The organism is Spiroplasma alleghenense (assembly GCF_003363775.1).
Classification (GTDB): domain Bacteria; phylum Bacillota_I; class Bacilli_A; order Mycoplasmatales; family Mycoplasmataceae; genus Spiroplasma_B; species Spiroplasma_B alleghenense.
Map to the genome: position 1 here is coordinate 421,230 of NZ_CP031376.1, position 21,520 is coordinate 442,749.

At 28.8% G+C, this 21,520-nt stretch carries 17 protein-coding genes and 1 tRNA gene; 17 read left to right on the forward strand and 1 reads right to left on the reverse strand.

Annotated elements, in window-relative coordinates; translation table 4 throughout:
• The first annotated feature begins 173 nt into the window (after positions 1-173).
• The 9 genes from SALLE_RS01935 to leuS all read left to right on the forward strand — a co-directional run bounded on the left by SALLE_RS01935 (position 174) and on the right by leuS (position 14,791).
• The gene (locus tag SALLE_RS01935; protein WP_115557957.1) at positions 174-4,016 is read left to right on the forward strand and encodes an AAA domain-containing protein; all 3,843 of its coding nucleotides are present in this window, start codon (positions 174-176) and stop codon (positions 4,014-4,016) included.
• 11 nt (positions 4,017-4,027) lie between these two features.
• Positions 4,028-6,247, forward strand: coding sequence for a hypothetical protein (locus SALLE_RS01940; protein WP_115557958.1), 2,220 nt, complete (start codon positions 4,028-4,030; stop codon positions 6,245-6,247).
• A gap of 12 nt (positions 6,248-6,259) precedes the next feature.
• Positions 6,260-7,351 (forward strand): hypothetical protein, encoded by a 1,092-nt coding sequence (locus tag SALLE_RS01945; RefSeq protein WP_115557959.1) that lies wholly within the window; start codon positions 6,260-6,262, stop codon positions 7,349-7,351.
• Positions 7,352-7,360: 9 nt separating this feature from the next.
• The gene (locus tag SALLE_RS01950; protein ID WP_115557960.1) at positions 7,361-9,166 is read left to right on the forward strand and encodes an AAA family ATPase; all 1,806 of its coding nucleotides are present in this window, start codon (positions 7,361-7,363) and stop codon (positions 9,164-9,166) included.
• A complete protein-coding gene (locus SALLE_RS01955; RefSeq protein WP_245886020.1) occupies positions 9,147-9,764 on the forward strand; it encodes a 4Fe-4S single cluster domain-containing protein in 618 nt (205 codons plus the stop codon). Before SALLE_RS01950 ends, SALLE_RS01955 begins: the two co-directional genes overlap by 20 nt.
• A 144-nt stretch (positions 9,765-9,908) precedes the next feature.
• The gene (locus tag SALLE_RS01960; protein WP_115557961.1) at positions 9,909-10,376 is read left to right on the forward strand and encodes a hypothetical protein; all 468 of its coding nucleotides are present in this window, start codon (positions 9,909-9,911) and stop codon (positions 10,374-10,376) included.
• 68 nt (positions 10,377-10,444) lie between these two features.
• Positions 10,445-10,521, forward strand: a tRNA-Ile gene (locus SALLE_RS01965).
• Between the two features lie 58 nt (positions 10,522-10,579).
• Positions 10,580-12,283, forward strand: a complete 1,704-nt coding sequence (locus SALLE_RS01970) for an MATE family efflux transporter (RefSeq protein WP_115557962.1) — start codon at positions 10,580-10,582, stop codon at positions 12,281-12,283.
• A 93-nt stretch (positions 12,284-12,376) separates the two neighbouring features.
• Complete coding sequence (gene leuS / locus SALLE_RS01975; RefSeq protein WP_115557963.1) at positions 12,377-14,791, forward strand: leucine--tRNA ligase; 2,415 nt, start codon at positions 12,377-12,379, stop codon at positions 14,789-14,791.
• A 47-nt stretch (positions 14,792-14,838) separates the two neighbouring features.
• On the opposite strand, the gene SALLE_RS01980 is transcribed toward leuS, so the two are convergent.
• Entirely contained in the window at positions 14,839-15,279 is a 441-nt protein-coding gene (locus SALLE_RS01980; protein WP_115557964.1) for a GNAT family N-acetyltransferase, read from the reverse strand.
• A gap of 95 nt (positions 15,280-15,374) precedes the next feature.
• Between SALLE_RS01980 and SALLE_RS01985 the strand changes: the two genes are divergently transcribed.
• The 8 genes from SALLE_RS01985 to SALLE_RS02025 all read left to right on the forward strand — a co-directional run bounded on the left by SALLE_RS01985 (position 15,375) and on the right by SALLE_RS02025 (position 21,483).
• Complete coding sequence (locus SALLE_RS01985; protein WP_115557965.1) at positions 15,375-15,842, forward strand: 23S rRNA (pseudouridine(1915)-N(3))-methyltransferase RlmH; 468 nt, start codon at positions 15,375-15,377, stop codon at positions 15,840-15,842.
• A 77-nt stretch (positions 15,843-15,919) separates the two neighbouring features.
• Positions 15,920-16,210 carry a 30S ribosomal protein S16 gene (gene rpsP / locus SALLE_RS01990; RefSeq protein ID WP_115557966.1) on the forward strand — a complete coding sequence of 97 codons (291 nt, stop codon included), beginning with the start codon at positions 15,920-15,922 and terminating at the stop codon, positions 16,208-16,210.
• Between the two features lie 22 nt (positions 16,211-16,232).
• Positions 16,233-16,487, forward strand: coding sequence for a hypothetical protein (locus SALLE_RS01995; protein WP_115557967.1), 255 nt, complete (start codon positions 16,233-16,235; stop codon positions 16,485-16,487).
• Complete coding sequence (gene rimM, locus SALLE_RS02000) at positions 16,477-16,983, forward strand: ribosome maturation factor RimM (protein ID WP_162807927.1); 507 nt, start codon at positions 16,477-16,479, stop codon at positions 16,981-16,983. The genes SALLE_RS01995 and rimM overlap by 11 nt, the downstream gene beginning before the upstream one ends.
• Positions 16,983-17,711 (forward strand): tRNA (guanosine(37)-N1)-methyltransferase TrmD, encoded by a 729-nt coding sequence (gene trmD / locus SALLE_RS02005; protein ID WP_115557969.1) that lies wholly within the window; start codon positions 16,983-16,985, stop codon positions 17,709-17,711. The genes rimM and trmD overlap by 1 nt, the downstream gene beginning before the upstream one ends.
• Positions 17,711-18,103 (forward strand): 50S ribosomal protein L19, encoded by a 393-nt coding sequence (rplS, locus tag SALLE_RS02010; protein WP_115557970.1) that lies wholly within the window; start codon positions 17,711-17,713, stop codon positions 18,101-18,103. Before trmD ends, rplS begins: the two co-directional genes overlap by 1 nt.
• A 160-nt stretch (positions 18,104-18,263) precedes the next feature.
• Positions 18,264-19,163, forward strand: a complete 900-nt coding sequence (gene ylqF, locus SALLE_RS02015) for a ribosome biogenesis GTPase YlqF (protein ID WP_115557971.1) — start codon at positions 18,264-18,266, stop codon at positions 19,161-19,163.
• The gene (locus SALLE_RS02025; RefSeq protein ID WP_245886021.1) at positions 19,150-21,483 is read left to right on the forward strand and encodes a ribonuclease HII; all 2,334 of its coding nucleotides are present in this window, start codon (positions 19,150-19,152) and stop codon (positions 21,481-21,483) included. The genes ylqF and SALLE_RS02025 overlap by 14 nt, the downstream gene beginning before the upstream one ends.
• Positions 21,484-21,520: the final 37 nt, after the last annotated feature.

Here is a 21,520-nt window from a genome sequence, read left to right on the forward strand (position 1 = left end):
TATTAGATTACCCTTTAAAAATAGTCTACAAAACCTTAAAGCAATTGCTTTAAGGTTTTTGATTTATTAAAAAATTTTCTAGAAAAACTAAATTTTTAGAGTTTCTTTAATTTCAGTTTTAGGTTAATTACGCTTAAAATGTTATAATTAGAAAAAATAAAAGGAGAGATTATATGTCGCAAGAAATAACGCATAATAATAAAGAATTATTTTTTGATTTTTTTCTCTTTAAAAATAAATATAAGGAAAATTTGGATTATCTAGACGATTTTATCTTAAGTCTTAAGATTAATAATATTAATAAATTGTCAGATCTTGAAGGTTTTTTTAAAAATACAATTTTGAAGCAAACCTTTCTTTGTCTAGTGGATGATAAAACTAATACTGTAGGACTAAAAAATTCTAAAAATGGCCAAAAAGAAGTTTTCAACTTCTTGCTTAGATTTGAGTTTTCAGAAGTGTATCAATCAAGACTCCCTCAGGGATGTTGCTTGGCTTTTGGAGCCGATATTGACCCAAATAGGGCCGTGATCAATGTCAAAAATATTTTTATTACAAAAATGGTCAATAATCCACAGGAATTTGAATCAGTTATAAAAAATTGTCGATCAAGAGTAATTGCTTTAAATAACGAAATTTCTAATGAGGAGCTTTTGGAAAGAAATGTTTTAAATTCTCAAACGGTTTCAAATATTAATAAATTACTTACTAATTTTGAAAATGAAGCTTTGGCATGAAATAATTATCTAGACTACCTTTCAGATATTCTTGAAGTTAAAAGACGTTTAGCCTTACCTTACCTTAACGGGGAAGTCCAAAATTATATAAAGGTCGAAAACAAAGATGCATTAGGTTTGAAGCAAAAGGCGTTAGAATTTTTAAACTCTAGCAATTATAAGTACTTTGATTTTATTTATCATTCAGAATTTATAAAAAATAAAATTAATTTTGAAATAATTAACATATTAAGTTTTGATATTGTTGATAGTTCAGAATTTAAAAATTTTGAAAGAATAAAAAAAATGGAAGACTTGTTTTTGTTGCCAATATCAGCAAATAAAAACGTTCAAAATTTGACTCAGTCAAAAAATAATATTAAAAAAATTTTAGATTTTAATAGTTTGGGAGAAAATTCGATAAGAATTGAAAATAAAATTCAACTCGAAGTTTTATTAGGTACAAGAAAAAAAGGTTCTCTTATCGATTATTGAAAAGTTAATTCAAATACGATTTTGGGAGCTATTCCTAGTAATTCAAAAGATATAAGTGACTTAGATTTGATGGATAAATTGTCAATTTTGGAGGTTTTTTACGAAATATCAGATTATGATTTTGATTTTAAAGTTGATAATGATTTAATTCGCAATTTGGAAAATGGATATTTGGCATATCTAGGAATTGGTGATGAGACTATAATTAATAGAAGTAGGAAAATAATAAATAGGATAAGAAATGGATGAGTTAAAAACCCTTATCTTGCTAACTACTTATTTAATACAGATTCAATAGTTGTAAATACCAGTAATCAAGAATTTACTTTAGATAATGTAGAATTCTACTACAATTTAAATCACTTGCAAAAAGTTGCTGTGATAAAGGCTTTAAATTCAAAGGATATTTTTTTACTTCAAGGGCCTCCTGGAACTGGTAAAACTCAAGTAATTTCTGAAATTGTCTATCAATTGGCAAATAGAAAAAATAAAGTTTTAATTTCATCTCAAAATCACGAGGCAATAAATAACGTAATCGAAAGACTACCTATAGAACCCGACCTCTACAAGATGCGTTTGAGCAATGTGTCTTTTCTAGAAAATAAAAGTGTAAATAAGTATGCTCCAGAAAGATTGCTCTTGAACCATTATCAATCAATAGGGAAGGTCGCCTATGACAATCTATTTCAGAATGGTGCTGATTTAAATCTTGCAAAAAATGAATTAATAAATATTGAAAATTTACTTGTCGGTTTTGAGTCGATACAAATTAAAAGGCAAGAATTAGATAAAATTTCAGAAAAAATAACAGTTCTTGAGCAACAAATTACAAAATCTTTTGAAGATTTAAATCCAATTTTTCATAATTTAGAAGACATAGAAGAAGACATTTTTCAAACAGAAAATATGATTAGTAACATTAAAAATGAAAATTATCAAGGTGTAATCTCTAATAATAAATTGATAATTGATTCCTACAATAAAGTTTTGAAAAAAAATCTTGAATCACTGTTTGTTAAATTGAAAAAGACTCCAGGAGAAAATATTTTCAAAAACATTAGTTTTATTTGAAATCACTTTATAACAAACAATGAAAAATTCATCGACTTGCTAAAACTTAAGAATGATTTAAATTCCGCTTCTATTCTTGGTGATTATGAGAAAGTAATCATAAATAGAAATAAAATTAATGACCTAGAATTTGAAATAGAAAATGATAAAATTATTAGCAATTTAAAGATTATTTTAGATAGGTATGTCAGAGAGCTTCAAAAAAAACTGGATTCGTTATCATCTAAAAATGATAATAATTTAGAAAAAGCAAAAAAGAATTCGATAAATGTTGAAATAAATAATTTGATGATTGATCGAAACAAAATCAGAGGTAGTATTTCTGAAATGTTAGGGCCCGTTCAGGCAGGGGTTGAAAAATTTAATAGAGTCTACAGAGAAGAGTTAGATATTTCAGATAAAAACTCAAAGCAAATTATTGAGCAAAAAATTAAAGAGCTTGATAAGAAAATAGATGATTTTGAAAAAAATAAGAATAGGTTAAAACCCTTATATGAGAAATCTCTTAATTTTCTAAAAAATAATTACGAAATTTCTTGTCAAGATGAAAATAAAATTGAAAAAAATAGATTTAATTTTCAGTTGATAAATGATACAAAGAAATATTTGCCAATTATAACACAAAACTTGACGAATATTTATGCAATGACATTAAATTCCCCCAATCAGTTCTTTTTTGATAAGAATAAATTAGCAAAAAGTGTAGGACTTGAGAAAATTGATCTAAATAATTTAAATATTGATACTGTAATAATTGATGAGGCAAGTAAAGCGACTCTGCTTGAAATTATAATGCCGCTTGTATTTGGACATAGTTTAATTTTAGTTGGAGATTATCGTCAATTGCCGCCATTAATAAAGATAACTCAAAAGGAAGTTGATTTTATTAATTCAGAGACTAATAAAAACTATGATTATGAAGAAATTTTTAATCTTCTAAATGATTCTATTTTTAAGCGATTGATTACTAATGCTAACTCAACAATTAAAGAAACATTACAGTATCAATACAGAAGTAACCGTCAAATTATGGATGTAGTAAACAATTTTTATGATGGTTATTTAAAAATTGATGAAGAAACAGACTTAAAAAAATTTCATAATTTAAAAGTTAGTTCATCAATTGGTAACCCAATTATCACTCCTGAAACTTCGACTTACTGAATTGACTCTTCAGTAGATTTAAAAGGGGAATGAAATCTAGAAAAATCAGAGGAATATTCAACTAGTTTTTACAATAAATTAGAGGCTGAATTAACTATTGAGATGATAAAAAAAATCGATCGCAGTATTTCTGAAAATATAGAAAGTTTTTCAGAAACTCCTACTTTAGCAATTATTTGCATGTATGGTCTTCAGGTAAATAAAATAAAAAAAATATTTAGTAAAATAAGAAACGAAATTAAAAATTTAAAAATAATTATTAGCACCGTTGATGATTTTCAAGGTAAAGAGTGTGATTTTGTTATTGTAAATATGGTTAGAAACCCAGAAAAAGTTTCTACAAACGGTCAAAAATTTATAAAACAATATGAGAGAATTAATGTAGCACTTTCGAGGGCAAGAAAATTGTTAATTATAGTAGGTTCATCACGAACAACTAGGGGTGTATCTGTTAAGATACCTGACATGGATAAACCAAACCAAGTCAGAACTACAAATGTTTACGATGATATAATCTCGTACATAAAATTTAACAATGGATACAAAACCGCAAAAGATATTTATGAATAGGAGTTGGTTTAATGATTTTTGAAAATATAAAATTAAAATACAAAAAAATTTATCATCAAGTTCAAATTGAATATTTTCAAACTCGAAAACCTAATTTATTTGAATTCATTTTAATTCAAATAATTTTGGATCATCCTGAAAAGGATAAATCTATAAGTGAAATATTGAAAAAAGATTTCAATATTTCTGAAACTACAATTTTTAATAAAACTTTTGCAGAATTAAAAAAAATAAAAATAATAAAGGAAAATATAGCGAACTCTGTAGAATTTATTGTTTCAAAAAGTAATTCAAGTTTTGAATCACCAATAAAAGGTTTTTCAATTGACGAAAGTATTAAGACTGGCTTTATAAAGGAAAATTATGTAATTTCCCAGGAAACAAAAAATAAGAGATTTTATATTAGCTATGATTTTTTAAATGATGATTTGAATTTTTTAATGTCAAATTCGGAAAAAGGTTTTAATTCAAGCTATGAATTTGAAATTGAAAGAAAAATAAATAAAAATATTGAAAAAAAATTATTTTTAGAATTACTAAGAAAATTTTTAAATAAAAATGGAGAGTGATTTTCGCAGGATGATATTTTGAAAAATGTTTTTTTTGATAACGAAAATGTGAATGATTTAAACTTGGTTCGTTTATCAAATGAAAATAATTTTGTGATTGCAGAAAAATTAATTAATCTAGAAATTTCATCCGATAGCAGAATTAAAATTTTATCAGAAGAAAAAAGTATTTTGAACTACTTTGAAGGAAATCCTCAATTAAAAAAAGAATTATATATTTCAGTAATTCAACAATATCAAAAAAAGGTTCGTGAAATATTTGAACCTAAAAGAGGGGAAATTGATTTTGAAATATTTGATTCAAAAATATTAAATTATGAAAATTTACCGGTATATGATGCCAGCGAAATTTTATTGATAAATAATGATGATTATTTTGCAGAAGATAAAGTTTTGAATTTCAAAAAAATTACAAGAAACGTAAAGTATATTATAATTTATAATTCTAAGGCGAATAATTCATTTCAAGAAGTTAAAGATGGTAAAATGATTTTTTATCTAAATCAATTGAGCGACTATACACTAAATAATTCAACTATTTCTTTTTTAAATTTTGAAAGTGGATTTACGAACTTTGCTTTTATAGAATCTGATTTAGTTGATTTAGATATAAAAGTGCCTTTTTTTCAAAAAATTTTAAACTCCGAATCAGATCAAAAGAATATGCTGTCAAATATTTCAGTTGGTCTTTCGAGAACTTTTTCGAAGTGCTTGGATATCAAGGAATATGGTCGATCAGTAAATCTATTTAAAATACTTGAGACACTAAACCAATTAGACATTGCTCTTGAAGTGATTCGAGAAAAGTTGCAAGAAAATATTTTAGAGGGTAGTATTTTTACCGAATTTGGTAAAATTTTAAAGCATTCAGTTTCTGAAAAAACATTTCAAAAATATGAAGAAATTTTAATAAAAATACTTTTTGATATTTGTAATTCAAAAAACTATTTGAATTTCCCAAGAATAATAAGTAATTATAAAATTATTAACAGCAATCTTTTCAAAAAATATTTGCTCGAAACTTCATGCGTTTTTGATATTGAAAAATTAATTCAAATCGATTTAGTTTTACAAGAAATGGATATAGATTTGTGAAAATTTAATATTTTTGGTTCCTTAAAAGTTTTTAGTGAATATTTTTTTGAAAATAAAAGATTGGAAATTACAAAACATCATCAAGTAAAATCGAATATTTTTCAAAGTCATTACGAGTTTTTTAAAGATTTTTTAATAATGAATTCATATTTCTATAAAAAGCAATACGATGAGGCTGCTCAAATATATTTAAATGTTTTCTCTAATATGAAATCTATTTTCAAAAATTTTAAAAATATAAAATATGACTTCGAGAGTTACTTTATTTTAATTTCCAATTTAATGTCAAGTTATTATAGGGATTATGATTTATATTTAGAATTGAAAATTTCTGCCAATATTAAACTTCCGATTTGAAAAATTAGATACGATAGTATTCAAAAATATAACGATATAAGCAAAAGATTAAATGCAAATATGCCAACGGAATTTCAAAATGCGCCACTTGAGTTTAAAGTTGCCTATTTATGTGAATTTAAAGGTGAAAAAAGTTTTGTTGAACAATTATTAGATAAAAATACAAAAAATATTGATGATATTATTTTGGATATTTATTCGAGAAAGTAAAGGGGTGAAATAATGAGTAAATCAGCAAAAGAAGTATTATTGGATTATCAAAAAAAGGTTAAACATATCTCAGATGATATCAATTTTTTAATCAATTCAATAAAATTAATCATAGCTTCTTGTGAAAAAATTGACAATTCAAATATTTATAAAGAGGAATTGAATAATTTACTAAAAAAATTAACTGAAAAGCAATACGATTTGAAAACAAACGCTTTAGACAAGGCAATATCAAAAGATGTTCACACAGCAACCGAAACTTTAAAAGAAATCAACGCCTACTTGAATCGACAAGTTGATGGAGTAGCTGAGATAAAGCAAATGGCATTGGCTATAAAAGAAAAGGTAATCAAGGCCGAACTCGAACAAATTAAAACAAATTTGAAAAATAACAGTTTTTCTTCATTTTCTCAAAAAATTGAAAATATATTATCAAACATTACCGAAGCTGATAGTCATAATTACTTGAAAGACTTTATAGATAAAAATCAAAACAAATTAATTAACACCAATCAAGATAATTTGCAAGAATATCTTTTAGATGAATTAGCAAAATTTAATTCAGATCCAAAAAATATTTTTGAAAAAGTTGTAAATTCCCAAATTGAACAATTTAAAACAGAACCTGATTTATTGTCTATAATAAATGAATCTAAATTAAAAATTTCTAAAGAAATTAGTCAAGAAAATTTATCAAGAAATATTAATAGCTTTTTGCAAGAAACAGAGCACAAAATTGCATCTGAGGTTACTAGGAAAGAAGTTGTTATTAAAATAATAAAAGCAATAAGAGATGTTGGTTTTGTGGTTAACAAAGAAGACGTAATTAGAGCTAAAATGGGTTCAAAAGTCATGATTTTAGCACAAAAACCGACCGGAGAGACGGCTCAATTTGCTGTTGATTTGGATGGTAGCTATATTTACAATTTTGAGGGTTATGAAGGCAAAGAACACGACTATGATTCTGATGACTTCATTCAAAAATTGCGAGAATTCGGATTAGCTACAAGTGAAGAATTTGATAAAGTTTATCGTCAACCAAGTTTTGTTGCTAAAAAAAGTCAAAGTCAGACTAACATTAATAAAAAGAAAAAATCAAACTAAGGAGATCTTATGAGTACAAGAAACCAATTCATACAACTAGAAAATATTTTGGGTATCAAAAAAATAATTATTATTGAGGGAAATGTTGATGACATATATCTTGATAATAATAACTTTGTAAACATTCACAAAAAAATAAGATCAATTTTAGAATCAAAAAAAATTGACAGTAAAATATTTTGAGATAAAATTGATGGTCTAAAGGGTCAGGGGATAAAGGATTTGATTTTAATGCCTGAAAAAGAAAAGATAGAAGGAGAATCCTATGATGAAATTGATGAATTGTTTTCTAATAAGCCAGAAAACGACCAAAAGGACCCTAATTTTAAAAAACCAGAGAATTTCTTTGCATTAGTAAGAAGAAATTTAAATCGAGATGATGATAAAAAAATAGTCTTTGTCTTAGACTATTCTGATTTCATTTTTAATGATACACAGCTCCTTGAAGAAGATCGTAATAACTTAATTAGTTTGAGTAAAACTTTAAAGGAAAACCAATTCAGAATTTCGCGAGTTTCAAAAACAGAATCTTCACTAATTTTGATTACCAAACAATTATCTCAGCTACCACCAAGACTATATTTGAACAATCCAGAAGTAACCACTCTCACATTGCCAAAACCAAATCGTGATGAAAGAAAAAGTTTTATTGCTTCTATCAAAAATCAAATTCAAGTAACAGATTCTGATGATAAAAACTTTTTAGAGAATTTAACCGACACCTTTGAGGGCTGAACTCTCAAGGAAGTTTTGCAATTCGCAAAATTCACAAATAATAATGAAATGCTATCATTTGAAAAATCTCTTAATAAATACAAATATGGAGATAAAGATTCACCATGAGAAGACTTGAATTATGAAAAGTTATCAAATTTAAAAAATGAATTAAAATCAAGGGTTATTGGCCAAGATTCAGCGATTGATAAGGTGGCAAATGTAATATATAAAGCTTACACCGGTCTTTCTGGAGTTGCTTACTCAGCTAAAAAAACAAAGCCAAAGGGAACTCTTTTTTTTGTTGGCCCTACTGGAGTTGGTAAAACTGAGCTAGCAAAAGCAATTGCTAAATTTGTTTTTAATGATGAAGCTAATCTAATAAGATTTGATATGTCCGAATATTCTCAATCAAATAGCGATCAAAAACTAATAGGAGCTCCACCGGGTTATGTAGGTTTTGAAGGGGGCGGGCAGTTAACAAATGCAGTTAAACAAAAACCATTTTCAGTTATTTTATTCGACGAAATTGAAAAGGCGGATTCTAGTATTTTTGATAAGTTTTTACAAATCTTAGAAGATGGTCGTTTAACAGATAACACTGGCCAAACTGTTAGTTTTACAGATTCGATAATTATTTTTACATCAAACATTGGTTCTGCCCATGTAACTGCTTCTAGCAGTCCTGAAGTTGTTTCAAAGCAGTTTATGAAATTTGTAGAGGATTTCTTTACCCAGGATTTGGGAAGACCTGAACTATTGGGTCGATTCGGAAATAACATAATACCTTTTAATTTCATTACCGATGAGAAAATAAAATCAAAAATTATCAGACAGAAATTAAAACCGATTCAAATGGCTGTTTATGAGAAATTTCATATTCAAGTCCATGTTGATATCACAGATCAACTAATTGCAATTATTCTTAAAGAAGCAAACGAACAACGTGGGGGAAGGGATATCCTAAACGCCTTGGAAAAACAATTCGTAGATCCGCTCTCATTATTTATTTTTGAAAACCAAAGTACTTTAAAACCGGGAACTAAAATTAACGCAGTTATAAACCAAAATGAAATAAATTTTGTTGTTAAAGTTGGCTAATTTAAATATAAATAATTTTGTTTCCCAAACTTTGATCGAAGGACCAGGTAAAAGATTTGCGGTTTGATTCCAAGGATGTTCAATTGGGTGTAGAAATTGCAGCAATCAAGAAATGTTAAGTTTTGAGAAGAGAATGTTTTTGCCAGTATCTTTATTAATTGAAAAAATTAAGGAATCAAAAGAAAAATTTGGTATTTTGGGTCTCACTATTCTTGGGGGTGAGCCCTTTTTGCAACCCGATGGGTTACTAGAATTAGTAGAAGAAACTAAAAAGTTAGGACTAAATATCATAATCTTTTCAGGATTTCTATATGAAAATTTAGAAAAACAATTTTTTGAAATTTTGGCCCATATTGATTTGCTAATTGATGGGCCATTTATATCCTCAAAACTGGATAAAAATCGTCGCCTAATTGGTAGTACTAATCAAAGAATAATAAAAATTAGTGATTGTTTTGAAAATGAAGACTATTTTGAAAAACCTGTTTGAGAAGTTGATATTCATATCAATAATTCAATTGCAACAGTTAACGGGGATGGATCAATTTTGGATGATGCAGACGGAAAGAATATATTCAATATAGAAAAAAACAAATAGTATGCAATAAAATACCACTTTTTTACAAAAAGAGTGGTATTTTTTAAATTAAGAAATATAATATTTTTAGATTTTAGATTACAAACCATATTAAATTAAATAAACAGAGGAGAAGGTGTCACCATAAAACACAAGATAAAGATTTTGGCTCCGATTGATGGATTTATTACAAATCAATCTTTTGAACTTATTATGAATTTAGACAAAAAAATTGCAATTATTAGAATTCGTCCTGATTCAGAAACTATTTATCCACCAATTCAAGAATCAAAACTAAACTATTATCCAGAAAAACAGAAAATATCATTCACTGCTTTACGTAGTTTAGCTGAAATTAACTTATTAACAAATAAAACAAACTGTGATTTAATCGTAAGTCACAAATTTGAAGAAATTATCACAAACTTTCAACAAATTGCAAAAATTGATTTAAATTACTTCACCAAAAATGAGGGTACAGTTGATTTAGAGTTTATAATGAATCCAAAATGAGATTTAACTCTCAAAAAATCAAACCGAATTGTCGCTCATGGCGATTTAATTGCGGAATGATCTTATGAATCTCCGACAAAAAAAGAGCGTTCAGATTCGCAAAAATACGATTTTGACTAAAAAATAGCAAAAATAATTAAAAAATGTTGAAAAAGTTTTTTAATTAACATATAATTGTAAATGGTTTTCGGAGTATAGCTCAGCTGGTTAGAGCGCACGCCTGATAAGCGTGAGGTCGATGGTTCAAGTCCATTTATTCCGACCATTTAGAGAATTATGTATCGCCAAATTGGTGATATTTTTTATTTTGAAAGGGGCAAAAAATGGACACTAATTTAAAATCAATTAAAAAGCAAAAGTTTTTTGCCTCAAAAGGCTGATATGCTGCCGCTTTTGGAATTATCATTTGAGCAATATTTCAAGAAATTATTATGGCATCAACAGACATTGTTGATAATATTTTTGTTAATTTTATTAGGGATTTACCTGGTTTAAAAGATTTGAATAATGATATTACAAATTCAAATTGATCTTTATTGACAAAGGAGCAACTGAAGGCGGCCCGATTAACTGATTATTTTCAGGACGGGATGTTCTACTCAGCTGGTCAACTCTCGGTTAATGGGGTAGCTGCAAGTAATCAAATCTATATTTTAATGTATACAATATTATCTGGTTTTTGTTATGGAGCAGGAATTTATTCAGCCCAATATTTTGGGTCAGGTAATTATGAAAAACTACGCCAAATTACAACCTTAAAATTTTATGTCGCTTTAATCGTAACGGTGTTTTTTGCCTTATTAGGAATCAAGGGAATAACTCACCATCTAATCTGGTTTACAACTGGAGTCCCTTTGGCAGAAAAGCCAGAATTTTATTTAACAAATGCAAGTACCACAGAAGAAATTCAACAATGATTTAGTTACTTCCAGTATGAGGCTGCTAAAATTTCAACTCAACAAGGTGAGCAATACTACCGTATTGTTTCATCCAGTTATCTACTTTTATCAATTAATCAGACTGCCATTACTTCTTTAAGAGAAACAAGAAGACCGTTTTATTCATTTTGAATGTCTGTGATTTCGCTAGTAACGAATTGCATTTTAAATGTGTTCTTAACTGCTCCTAGTTTTTTAGGAGAATTTCAAGGTCTTGGAGTCTTGGGATGTGCTTGAGCTACTTTTACTTCAAGATGTATTCAATCAATATTTATTGTAACTCTTTGTGCAATTAAACGTTTTGAGTTCATTCCAAATTCTCAAAGCTTTATTATTCAGGGGAAAATACTAAAAAATTCTCTAGGAAAAGCAATGCCTATTGTGATGAATGAGTTATTTGCTGCAACTAGTTTGATTTTACAAATCAAATTACGCGCAAGCTACTCGGTTGAGGCTTTAACGGCAAATGCGATTTATAGTACGATTGTAATGTCATTCTTTTGACCGCTATACCATGGAATGAATGCTGGGATTTCAGCCTTTGTTGGTAACGAATTGGGGGCAAATCGCCTAAATGAAGCCCAATACAATGCTAAGCATTTAATGTTTATGTCATTGGGAATTGGACTCGCTTTTGGGGTAATTTTATCAATTGCCTCCCCATGAATTCCGGGATTAATTTTTACTTCATCAAATGCAGAAGCTCAAAGAATAGCTCACTTCATGCTTTTATTCTACGGAATATTCTATCCGCTAATCACTATATCAAATGCTTGTTATTCAACCCTAAGGACTGGGGGAGCTGTTTGAAATGCATTTATAATGGATGGACTATTTACTTGAGTAATTCAGATTCCGCTCCTAGCAACGCTAATAACTTTAAATTCAAACGGGACAATAATTTTAGATATTATTTGAATGCAGTTGGCTTTAATGTCAACAGAAATTATTAAGGTATTCTGAGCTTACTATAATTACTCGAAAAAACGTTGGGTAAAAAATTTGACAATTGATTTGGCAAAAATTGGTTTTAAAGAAGAACAAAAAACTATTGCAAATAAAAAATCCGCCAAAAAAGTTAATAGTTAAATTTATTTAAAATTAACAAAAAATCTTATTATCAGTAATGATTTTAAGATTTTTTTTATGTTAAAATTATTGAAATTAGAAATGAGTGTAATTATGGATTTTTCGCATAAAGCAGTAGAAAAAAAATGACAAAAATTTTGAGAACAAAATCAAACTTTTAAAACTACAAATAATAATGACAAAAAGGCTTATATTTTAGATATGTTTCCTTATCCATCTGGAGCGGGATTACATGTTGGACATCCCCGAGGCTATACCGCAACAGATATTATATCTAGAATGCGTCGTATGCAAGGTTATGATGTGCTTCACCCAATCGGATGAGATGCCTTTGGTTTACCAGCTGAACAATATGCATTAAAAACTGGAAATGATCCTAGAGAATTTACAAGCCAAAATATTAAAGTTTTTAAAAAGCAATTGCAGACTTTGGGATTTAGTTTTGATTACAACAAAGAGATTAACACTTCTGATCCAAATTACTACAAAATTACTCAGTGGATTTTTCAAAAGATGTACGAAAATGGATTAGCCGAAACTCGAGAAGCTGACGTTAATTGATGTGAGGAATTGGGGACAGTTTTAGCCAACGAAGAAGTTCTTAACCAAAACGGTAAAATGGTTTCTGAAGTTGGGGGATTTCCTGTTATTAAAAAACCGATGAAACAATGAGTGTTGAAAATCACCAAATATGCCGATCGCCTACTTGAGGGGTTGGATAAATTGGACTGACCAAGCTCGGTGAAAGAATTGCAAAAAAACTGAATTGGTAAATCAGAGGGACTAGAAATTAAATTTCAAGTAAAATCAAGTTCAGATCATATCAACGTTTTTACAACAAGAGGGGACACAATATTCGGGGTTTCTTACTTAGTATTAGCACCAGAACATAATCAAGTTCTAAAAATAACTACAGACCAACAAAAAAAAGCCGTAGAACAATATATTCAAGAAACTAGAACCAAAACCGATATAGATCGCCAAGATGACTCAAAACCTAAAACGGGTGTCTTTACTGGAGCTTTTGGAATTAATCCAGTTAATCAAGAATTATTACCGATTTATATAGCAGATTATGTTTTAAAAGACTATGGTTCAGGCGCTGTCATGGCGGTTCCAGCTCATGATCCTCGAGATTGAGAGTTTGCTCAAAAATATCAATTACCTATTAAATTTGTTCAACAATCTAAAACAAATGATAAGCCATTTGTTGGAGAAAGTCCTTTAATTAATTCAGATTTCTTAAATAAATTAAATCCTAAAAAGGCTCTTGAAGTAATTGCCAAACATCTCAAAGATAAAAAAATTGCTGAAAGTAAAATAAACTTCAAACTAAGAGATTGACTTTTCTCTCGTCAAAGATTTTATGGAGAACCATTCCCATTATTATTTTTAGAAGATGGCTCAATTGCATTAGTTCCTGAAAGCGAGCTACCAGTTCAATTACCAAAGATTGATTACATTAAACCAAGTGGAACCGGAGAGTCTCCTCTGGTTAATGCAAAAGAGTGAGTTAATACCACTTTTAATGGCAAACAGGCACGTCGTGAGACCAATACAATGCCTCAGTGAGCCGGAAGTTGTTGATATTACTTGGCCTACATTCTAACTACTAGTCCTAATAATTTTGTAGAAATTAATAGTAAAGAAGCGTTTGAACTATTTAGAAAATGACTGCCAGTTGATTTATATATTGGCGGTCAAGAACATGCTGTTTTACATTTACTTTATGCTAGATTTTGACATCAGGTTTTATTTGATTTAAAAATTGTTCCAACTGCAGAGCCATTTCAAAAACTTTTAAACCAAGGAATGATTCTTGGGGAAAATGGTGAAAAAATGTCTAAATCAAAAGGAAACGTTATTAATCCAGATGAAATAGTGGATTCTCACGGAGCAGACACTCTTAGAGTTTATGAGATGTTTATGGGACCAATTGATGCAGCTCTTCCTTGAAGCTTTAAGGGATTAGATGGTTCAAGAAAATGACTTGATCGAGTATATCGATTAATTGCTAAAAAAACGATTAATGCCAAAAATAATAAAAATCTAGATTTCATTTATAACGAAACAGTTGCTAAGGTTTCTCAAATGATTGAGGATATGAAGTATAATACTGCAATTTCTCAAATGATGGTTTTTGTTAATGCTGCAAATAAGGAGGATGAAATTTACAAACCATATGCTGAAGGTTTTGTTCAATTACTATCACCATTTGCTCCACACTTAGCAGAAGAATTATGAGAATTGTTAGGTCATAAAGAATCTATTTCTTCATCTAAATGACCACAAAGTGATGCTACAAAGATGCAAAAAAATACTAGCATTATTGCCATACAGATTAATGGTAAACTTCGTGCAACTATTGAGGTTGAATTAGGAACTAGCGAACAAGAATTATTAAAAAAAGCCAAGTCTGAGGAAAACATTGTAAGTCACTTAAAAGATAAACAAATTTTAAAAGAAATTGTTGTTGTTGATAAAATTGTAAACTTAGTAATAAAATAAATAAAACTCAACCACCGGGTTGAGTTTTTCTATTTTCTAAATGTTTATTAAACTATTTTGTAAATCATTTCAATGTGATCGATTCCATCTTCATCAAACACTTCTCCGGTCGTTACTTTAAATCCGTTTTTTTCATACATTTTTTGAATATATGCTTGAGCATGAATTAAAATTTCCTCACCATTTAGTTCCTTGACCTTTTCAATCATCTCCTTAATAATTGGGGCGCTTAAACCTTTTCCTCGATGTTTTATATTGATTGCCAAGCGTCCTAATCCATAAAGTTTTTGTTTTCTAACAAAAATTCTACCAACTCCGATTACCTCATCGTTTTCCTCAACTAATAAATGTCATGCGGTCTCGTCGGTTTCATCAATTTCTAAGCTAGTATCAACTTCTTGTTCAACACAAAAAACTTGAATTCGCAACTCTTTGGCTTTTTCTCAAGCATGAGAGTTTTCATTTTTTTTAAATCAGATATATTTCATATTACCTCGTTTCTATAATGATTATATCAACTTTTTCGTACCTATTTAATTAACTAAAATATATTGATACAATAATATTAATTATAGGAGTTAGTATGAAAATTAAATTAATAACATTTGGTAAAATGGATAAAAACTATTTTAGAGAAGCTGGAAATGACTATCAAAACCGTTTAAAAAATTATGCTCAAATCGAAATATTGGAACTAACAGAATCAACTTCTTCTGACTCGAATAAAAATACAAAAAATCACGAAAATATGATTAAAAATAGCTTAGAAAAATTGAAATACGGATATGAGGTATTTCTATTGGACAACTTAGGGACTAATTATGATTCAGAAAATTTGTCAGCAATTTTTGCTAATAATAAAAATTTTAAGTCAGGTAAAATTGCTCTAATTATCGGCCCCAGCGAAGGATTTACAATAGAATTTAAAAACAACTTCTCTAAAATTAGTTTAGGTAAAAATACCTTTCCACATCAACTTTTAAGGATAATGCTTTTGGAACAAATATATCGCAGTTTTAAAATAATAAATAATGAGAAGTACCACAAATAAAACTTGTCAAGTAAAAAACCTTGACAACATACTTTGAATAATATATGATATTTTAGTATTTAAATAAGGAGGTAAAAATGGTAAAGTTAAGATTAAAAAGAGCTGGTAAAAAAAGAGCAGCTTTTTACAGAATTGTGGCTTCAGATGCTCGTGTTAAGCGTGATGGAGAATACATCGAATTGGTTGGAACTTATAACCCAATTAATGGGGAAGTGACAGTTAAAAAAGAAGTAGCTCTAAAATGATTAAATGATGGAGCTCAACCAACAGATACTGTTAGAAATATTTTTTCTAAACAAGGAATTATGACTGAATTTCATAACACCAAATTAGAAAATAAAAAAGCTCTTGAAAAAGCAAAGAAATAACTTTGAAGCAGGAAGTAAGTAAGTGTTTTTAAAGGAATTAAAATTAATCTTGAAAAGCATTTTCTTGGATGAAAACTATTTCGAAATTAGAGATATATCTAAATCCGATTTAGAAATAAAATATTTGGTAGTAGTAGATCAAGAAGTCGTCGATGACTCCCTTAGACCTGCAACTGAAATATTTGAAGCTATTCAAGAAATAATCAGTTTTAAAACCAATTCAGTTACTCCAAATAATCGTTTAGAAATTATTTTTGAGGTTTATAGTGGATATTAGAAATGAATTAATTCAAGTTGGTAAAATTTCAACAAGTCACGGAATAAAAGGTGAATTAAAATTTAAAATTGATAGTAATTTTATAGATAATTCAAATTGAGATAATGCAACAATTTTTTTAAGCGGTTCAGAAACTCAAATAATTCCCGCAGTTGTTGAAAGAAGTTTTTATAAAAATAATCATTTAATTGTTAAGTTGTATGACTATAATTCAATTAATGAGATTCAAGAAATATTAGGTAAGTATGTATTAATTAAAAAAAATAATCAATTAGTTTCCGAAGTTAAAAATAGCATTAATTTTAAAGTTTACTTTGAAGAAAAATTATTCGGAGAGGTTATTGAAGAATTAAACAATACTGCTCAAAAAGTTTTAAGAGTAAAATATTTCAATTCTGATCAAAGCATTCTTGTTCCTATGGTTGAAAGATTTGTTGTAGATATTGATGAAGTTTCACAAAAAATTTTTTTACAAAATCTTAAGGAGCTGTTATAATGAAATTTTCTATATTGACATTATTTCCTAATATGATAAGCAGTTACTTGGGCGAATCAATTATGAAGCGAGCGCTTGAAAAAAATCAAGTTGAAGTAGAAATTATTGATATTAGAAATTTTGCAACTTCACCACAAAAACAAGTTGACGATTATCAATTTGGCGGTGGTAGAGGAATGGTTCTAATGATAGAACCACTTGTAAAAGCCATTCGCAGTGTTGAAACTAAAGATAGTTTGAAAATATTGCTTACACCTCAAGGGAAGACTTGAAATCAAAAAATAGCTAGAGAGTTTAATCTTAGTAAAGAGCACATTATTTTGATCGCTGGTCATTATGAGGGTTTTGACGAAAGAATTCTAAATTATATTGATATGGAAGTTTCAATCGGAGATTTTATAATTACTGGTGGAGAGTTAGCCGCCTTGGTAATAATTGATTCTCTAATTAGGATTACCCCCGGAGTAATTGATGATTCTAGTCATGAACAAGAAAGTTTTGAAAATGATTTACTTGATTTTCCGGTTTATACAAAACCGCTGAATTTCGAGGGGTTTCAAGTTCCTGAAGTCCTGACATCCGGTCACCATAAAAATATTCAAAATTTCAGAGAAGAAGCAGCGCTACTTAAAACAATTAAACAACGCCCTGATATTATTGTTGAAAATAATTTATCAGATTACCAAAAAACAATTTATAAAAAAATTAAAATGAAAGGAGACAAATAATGAACGCATTGTCTAAATTAACATCAGACTTTATGACAGCTCAATTGCGTGAAGATTTACCAAAATTTTCATCAGGAGACACAATTAAAGTTAACGTTAAAATTAAAGAAGGAGAAAAATTCCGTATTCAAGCATTTGAAGGTTTAGTAATTAAAACTCAAGGAAGTGGAATTTCATTCTCGGTTATCGTAAGAAAAATTTCAAATGGTGTTGCAGTGGAGAGAACTTTCCCATTACACTCACCAATCATCGATTCTATTGAAGTATTAAAAAGAGGACGTGTACGTCGTGCTAGAATTTACTACATTAGAAAATTATCAGGAAAAGCAGCTCGTATTAAAGAAATTGTTACAGCTAAACCTGTTAAAAATAAACCAGTAGAAAAAAAATAAAATAAATAATTAATGCCATTTTAGTTAAAACTCTAAAATGGTTTTTTTATTAAATTTTATAAAACAGCTTTTTAGTTTAATTTTAAAAATAAATAATTAATTTGATTTTGTCATAAATTAGTAAAAATCATATAAAATATATTAGTAAAGGGGTGAATTAATGGATTTAGAAAAGGCTAGTTTTAATTGATTTCCCGGTCATATGAATAAAGCAATAAAGGAAATTCAAAAACAAATCCCGGTTGTTGATCTGATTATTGAGATTGTTGACGCCCGAGCACCTTATTCTTCTCAAAATCCTATTTTTAAAAAAATTCTTACCAATAAGAGTAAACTGCTGGTTTTTACTAAATGCGATCTAGCCGATGCTAATGTTGTTAAGCAATGAAAAGATTATTTTGAAGCAAATGGTAACTATGTCTACTTAATTAAAAATAAGACAGTTCCTATTATTTCTGAAATAATTAAATTAATAAACACAATTACTTTCGAAAAACAAAACAGGGATAAAAACCGAGGTATTGTAAATCCGCAAATCAATGCTTTGGTTATAGGAGTTCCTAACGTTGGAAAATCCACAGTTATATCTAGATTAGCCAAGGGTAAGGAATTGAAAATTGGAAACAAACCAGGAGTAACTCGCGGAATGCAAAGAATTAACTTGGATAAAAATATTACCTTGATAGATACTCCAGGAATTCTACCGGCAAGATTTGCTAACGAAAAGGAAGCTATAAATTTAGCTGCGATTAATGCAATTAAGCGAGAAGTTATTCCTAAAGAGAGGTTTGTTTGTTTATTGATTCAAAATCTTTATAACAATTACCAAGAAACATTAGAAAAATTTTTTCAAGAAAAATTCTATTTTAATAAGCCTTTATCTTTGGACGACTCAGTGAAGATTTTAGAGTCACTAGCTCAAAAAAATCAGTGAATTGTGGTCGAGGGAGTTTGGGATATCGAAAGAGTAATGGAGTTATTTATTAGTGATCTTTTCAAAAATAAACTTGAAAATATTTCTTTTGAAAATCCAGATTTTTTAAAAAATGAAGCATATTAGTAAAAAGCAACCAAGCGATGCCCTGGTTAGTTTCGACAAAGAAGTTAAAACACAATACAATGTTGATGTAATTTCGGGTACCGATGAGGCAGGTCGTGGAGCAATGGCAGGTCCTGTGGTTGTAGCTTCTGTAATTTTGCCAAAGGGATATCAAAATTATGAAATTAAAGATTCTAAACTTTTAAATTCTAATCAACGCGAAATCTTATACCAAGAAATTATTTCTCAGGCAATTTGCTGAGAGGTTGATATTATTGACAATGAAGAAGTTGATTTGATCAATCCTAAGCAGGCTAGTCGTCAGGGGATGGTAAAAACGATTGAGAAGCTAAAAACAAAACCGCAATTAGCTTTAGTTGATGCTGAAAAAATTGTTATTAATAATATTGAAGTTTTATCTTTAATAAAAGGGGATTACTTAAGCCAATCGATTGCTGCTGCAAGCATTGTTGCCAAAGTTACTCGAGATAACATAATGAAATTATTTCATGAAAAATACCCTTTGTATGAATTTGATAAGCACAAGGGGTACTGTACGCTAAAGCACCAAGCTTTGGTAAAAGAATTGGGAGTACTTCCAATTCATCGAAAATCTTATAAACCAATTAAACAAATATTGAAAGAGGTCAGTTATATGAAATTTAATAAGGAAAACGAAATTTATAAATCTTGAATGGAACATAATTTTTTAGATTCAAAAATAAAAGAACAATTAACAACTGCAAGTGATGAAGAGCTAGCAGCAGCTTTTGGATTAGAACTAGAATTTGGAACAGCAGGAATTAGAGGTATCCTGGGTGCAGGTCCCGGTCGTTTTAATCAATATACTGTCAAAAAAGTAACAATTAGTTATGCTAAATTATTAATTAAAAAATATCCAAATGATTTAAATTGTGGAGTTGTGATTGGTCATGACAATCGTCATCAATCAGCAGAATTTTCAAATTTAGTCGCTGAAATATTAACTAGTTTTGGAATAAAAGCTTATTTATTCGAAAATAATGCAATGAAACCAACTCCGGTTGTAAGTTTTGCTACAAAGCACTTAAACTGCATTGGAGGAATCGTTATTACTGCTAGTCACAATCCGGCTCAATATAACGGTTATAAAATCTATGACGAATTTGGTTGTCAACTTATGCCAGAAGACACTGACGTTATTGCTGCCGAAATGGAAACAATAGAAGATATAATTGGTTGAACTTATAAATCAAATGATAAACTGCTTGAAACTGTTGGGGAATCAGCAATCGGTTCTTATAAAGAAATGGTTGCGAATCTGCAGTTTTACAAAAAGTCTTCTCGTGATAATTTTAAAATCGTTTATTCAAATGTAAACGGAACTGGTATTGAATTTGCACCACCATTACTTGAAAAGTATGGCTATGATGTAATTCAAGTAGAAGAACATGCATTTGAAGATCCTACATTTAAAAATGTTGGTAATCCAAATCCTGAATTTGCACCGGCTTGAGAAATTCCGATTAAATACGCTGTTAAACACAAGGCTGATTTGATTGTTATTAATGATCCAGATGCGGACAGAATCGGAATTGCTATTCCAGATCCTAAAAAACCATCTGAATATGTGAGACTAAGTGGAAATGAAACAGGAGCTTTATTGATTAATTGGAAACTTAGCCAACAAAAACTGAGTCAAACAATTCCTGAAAACCCAGCTTTATACTCAAGTTTTGTAACCAGTGACTTGGGTGATCGAATTGCTAATGAGGAATACGGTGTTAAGGTTATTAAAACTTTAACTGGATTTAAGTGAATGGGTTCAGAAATCCTAAAAGAATCTGAAAGAGGTTTGAATTTTGTTTTTGCCTATGAAGAATCTTTTGGTTATGTTCTAGACTCATCAACTCGTGATAAAGACGGAATTCAAGCTGCAATCATGTTAAGTGAGGCTACCTGATTTTATAAAACTCAAAACAAAACTCTATTTGATGTTTTGGATGAAATTTATAAAAAATTTGGATACTATTACACAGATACAATTAATTTAAACTTTAAGCCAGAGGAAATGAAATCAAAAGTTGATCCAATTATGAAAAAACTTCGTAATGAACCTTTCACAAGTCTTGGTGGATTAGTGGTTGAAAATATTGAAGATTACATTGATGGTCTTTATAATATGCCAGGTCAAGACTTACTGAAATTCTACTTTGATGACAATTCTTGATTAGCGGTTCGCCCGAGTGGTACTGAACCAAAAATTAAAATTTACTATGTGGTTGTTGATAAAAATATGAGCAAAGCCGAAGCTAAATTTAAAAAACTTAACAATGAATTAAATAAATTTTTAAATATTTAAAAATATCTGCTAAACCAGAGTCTAACACAAAGTTGGA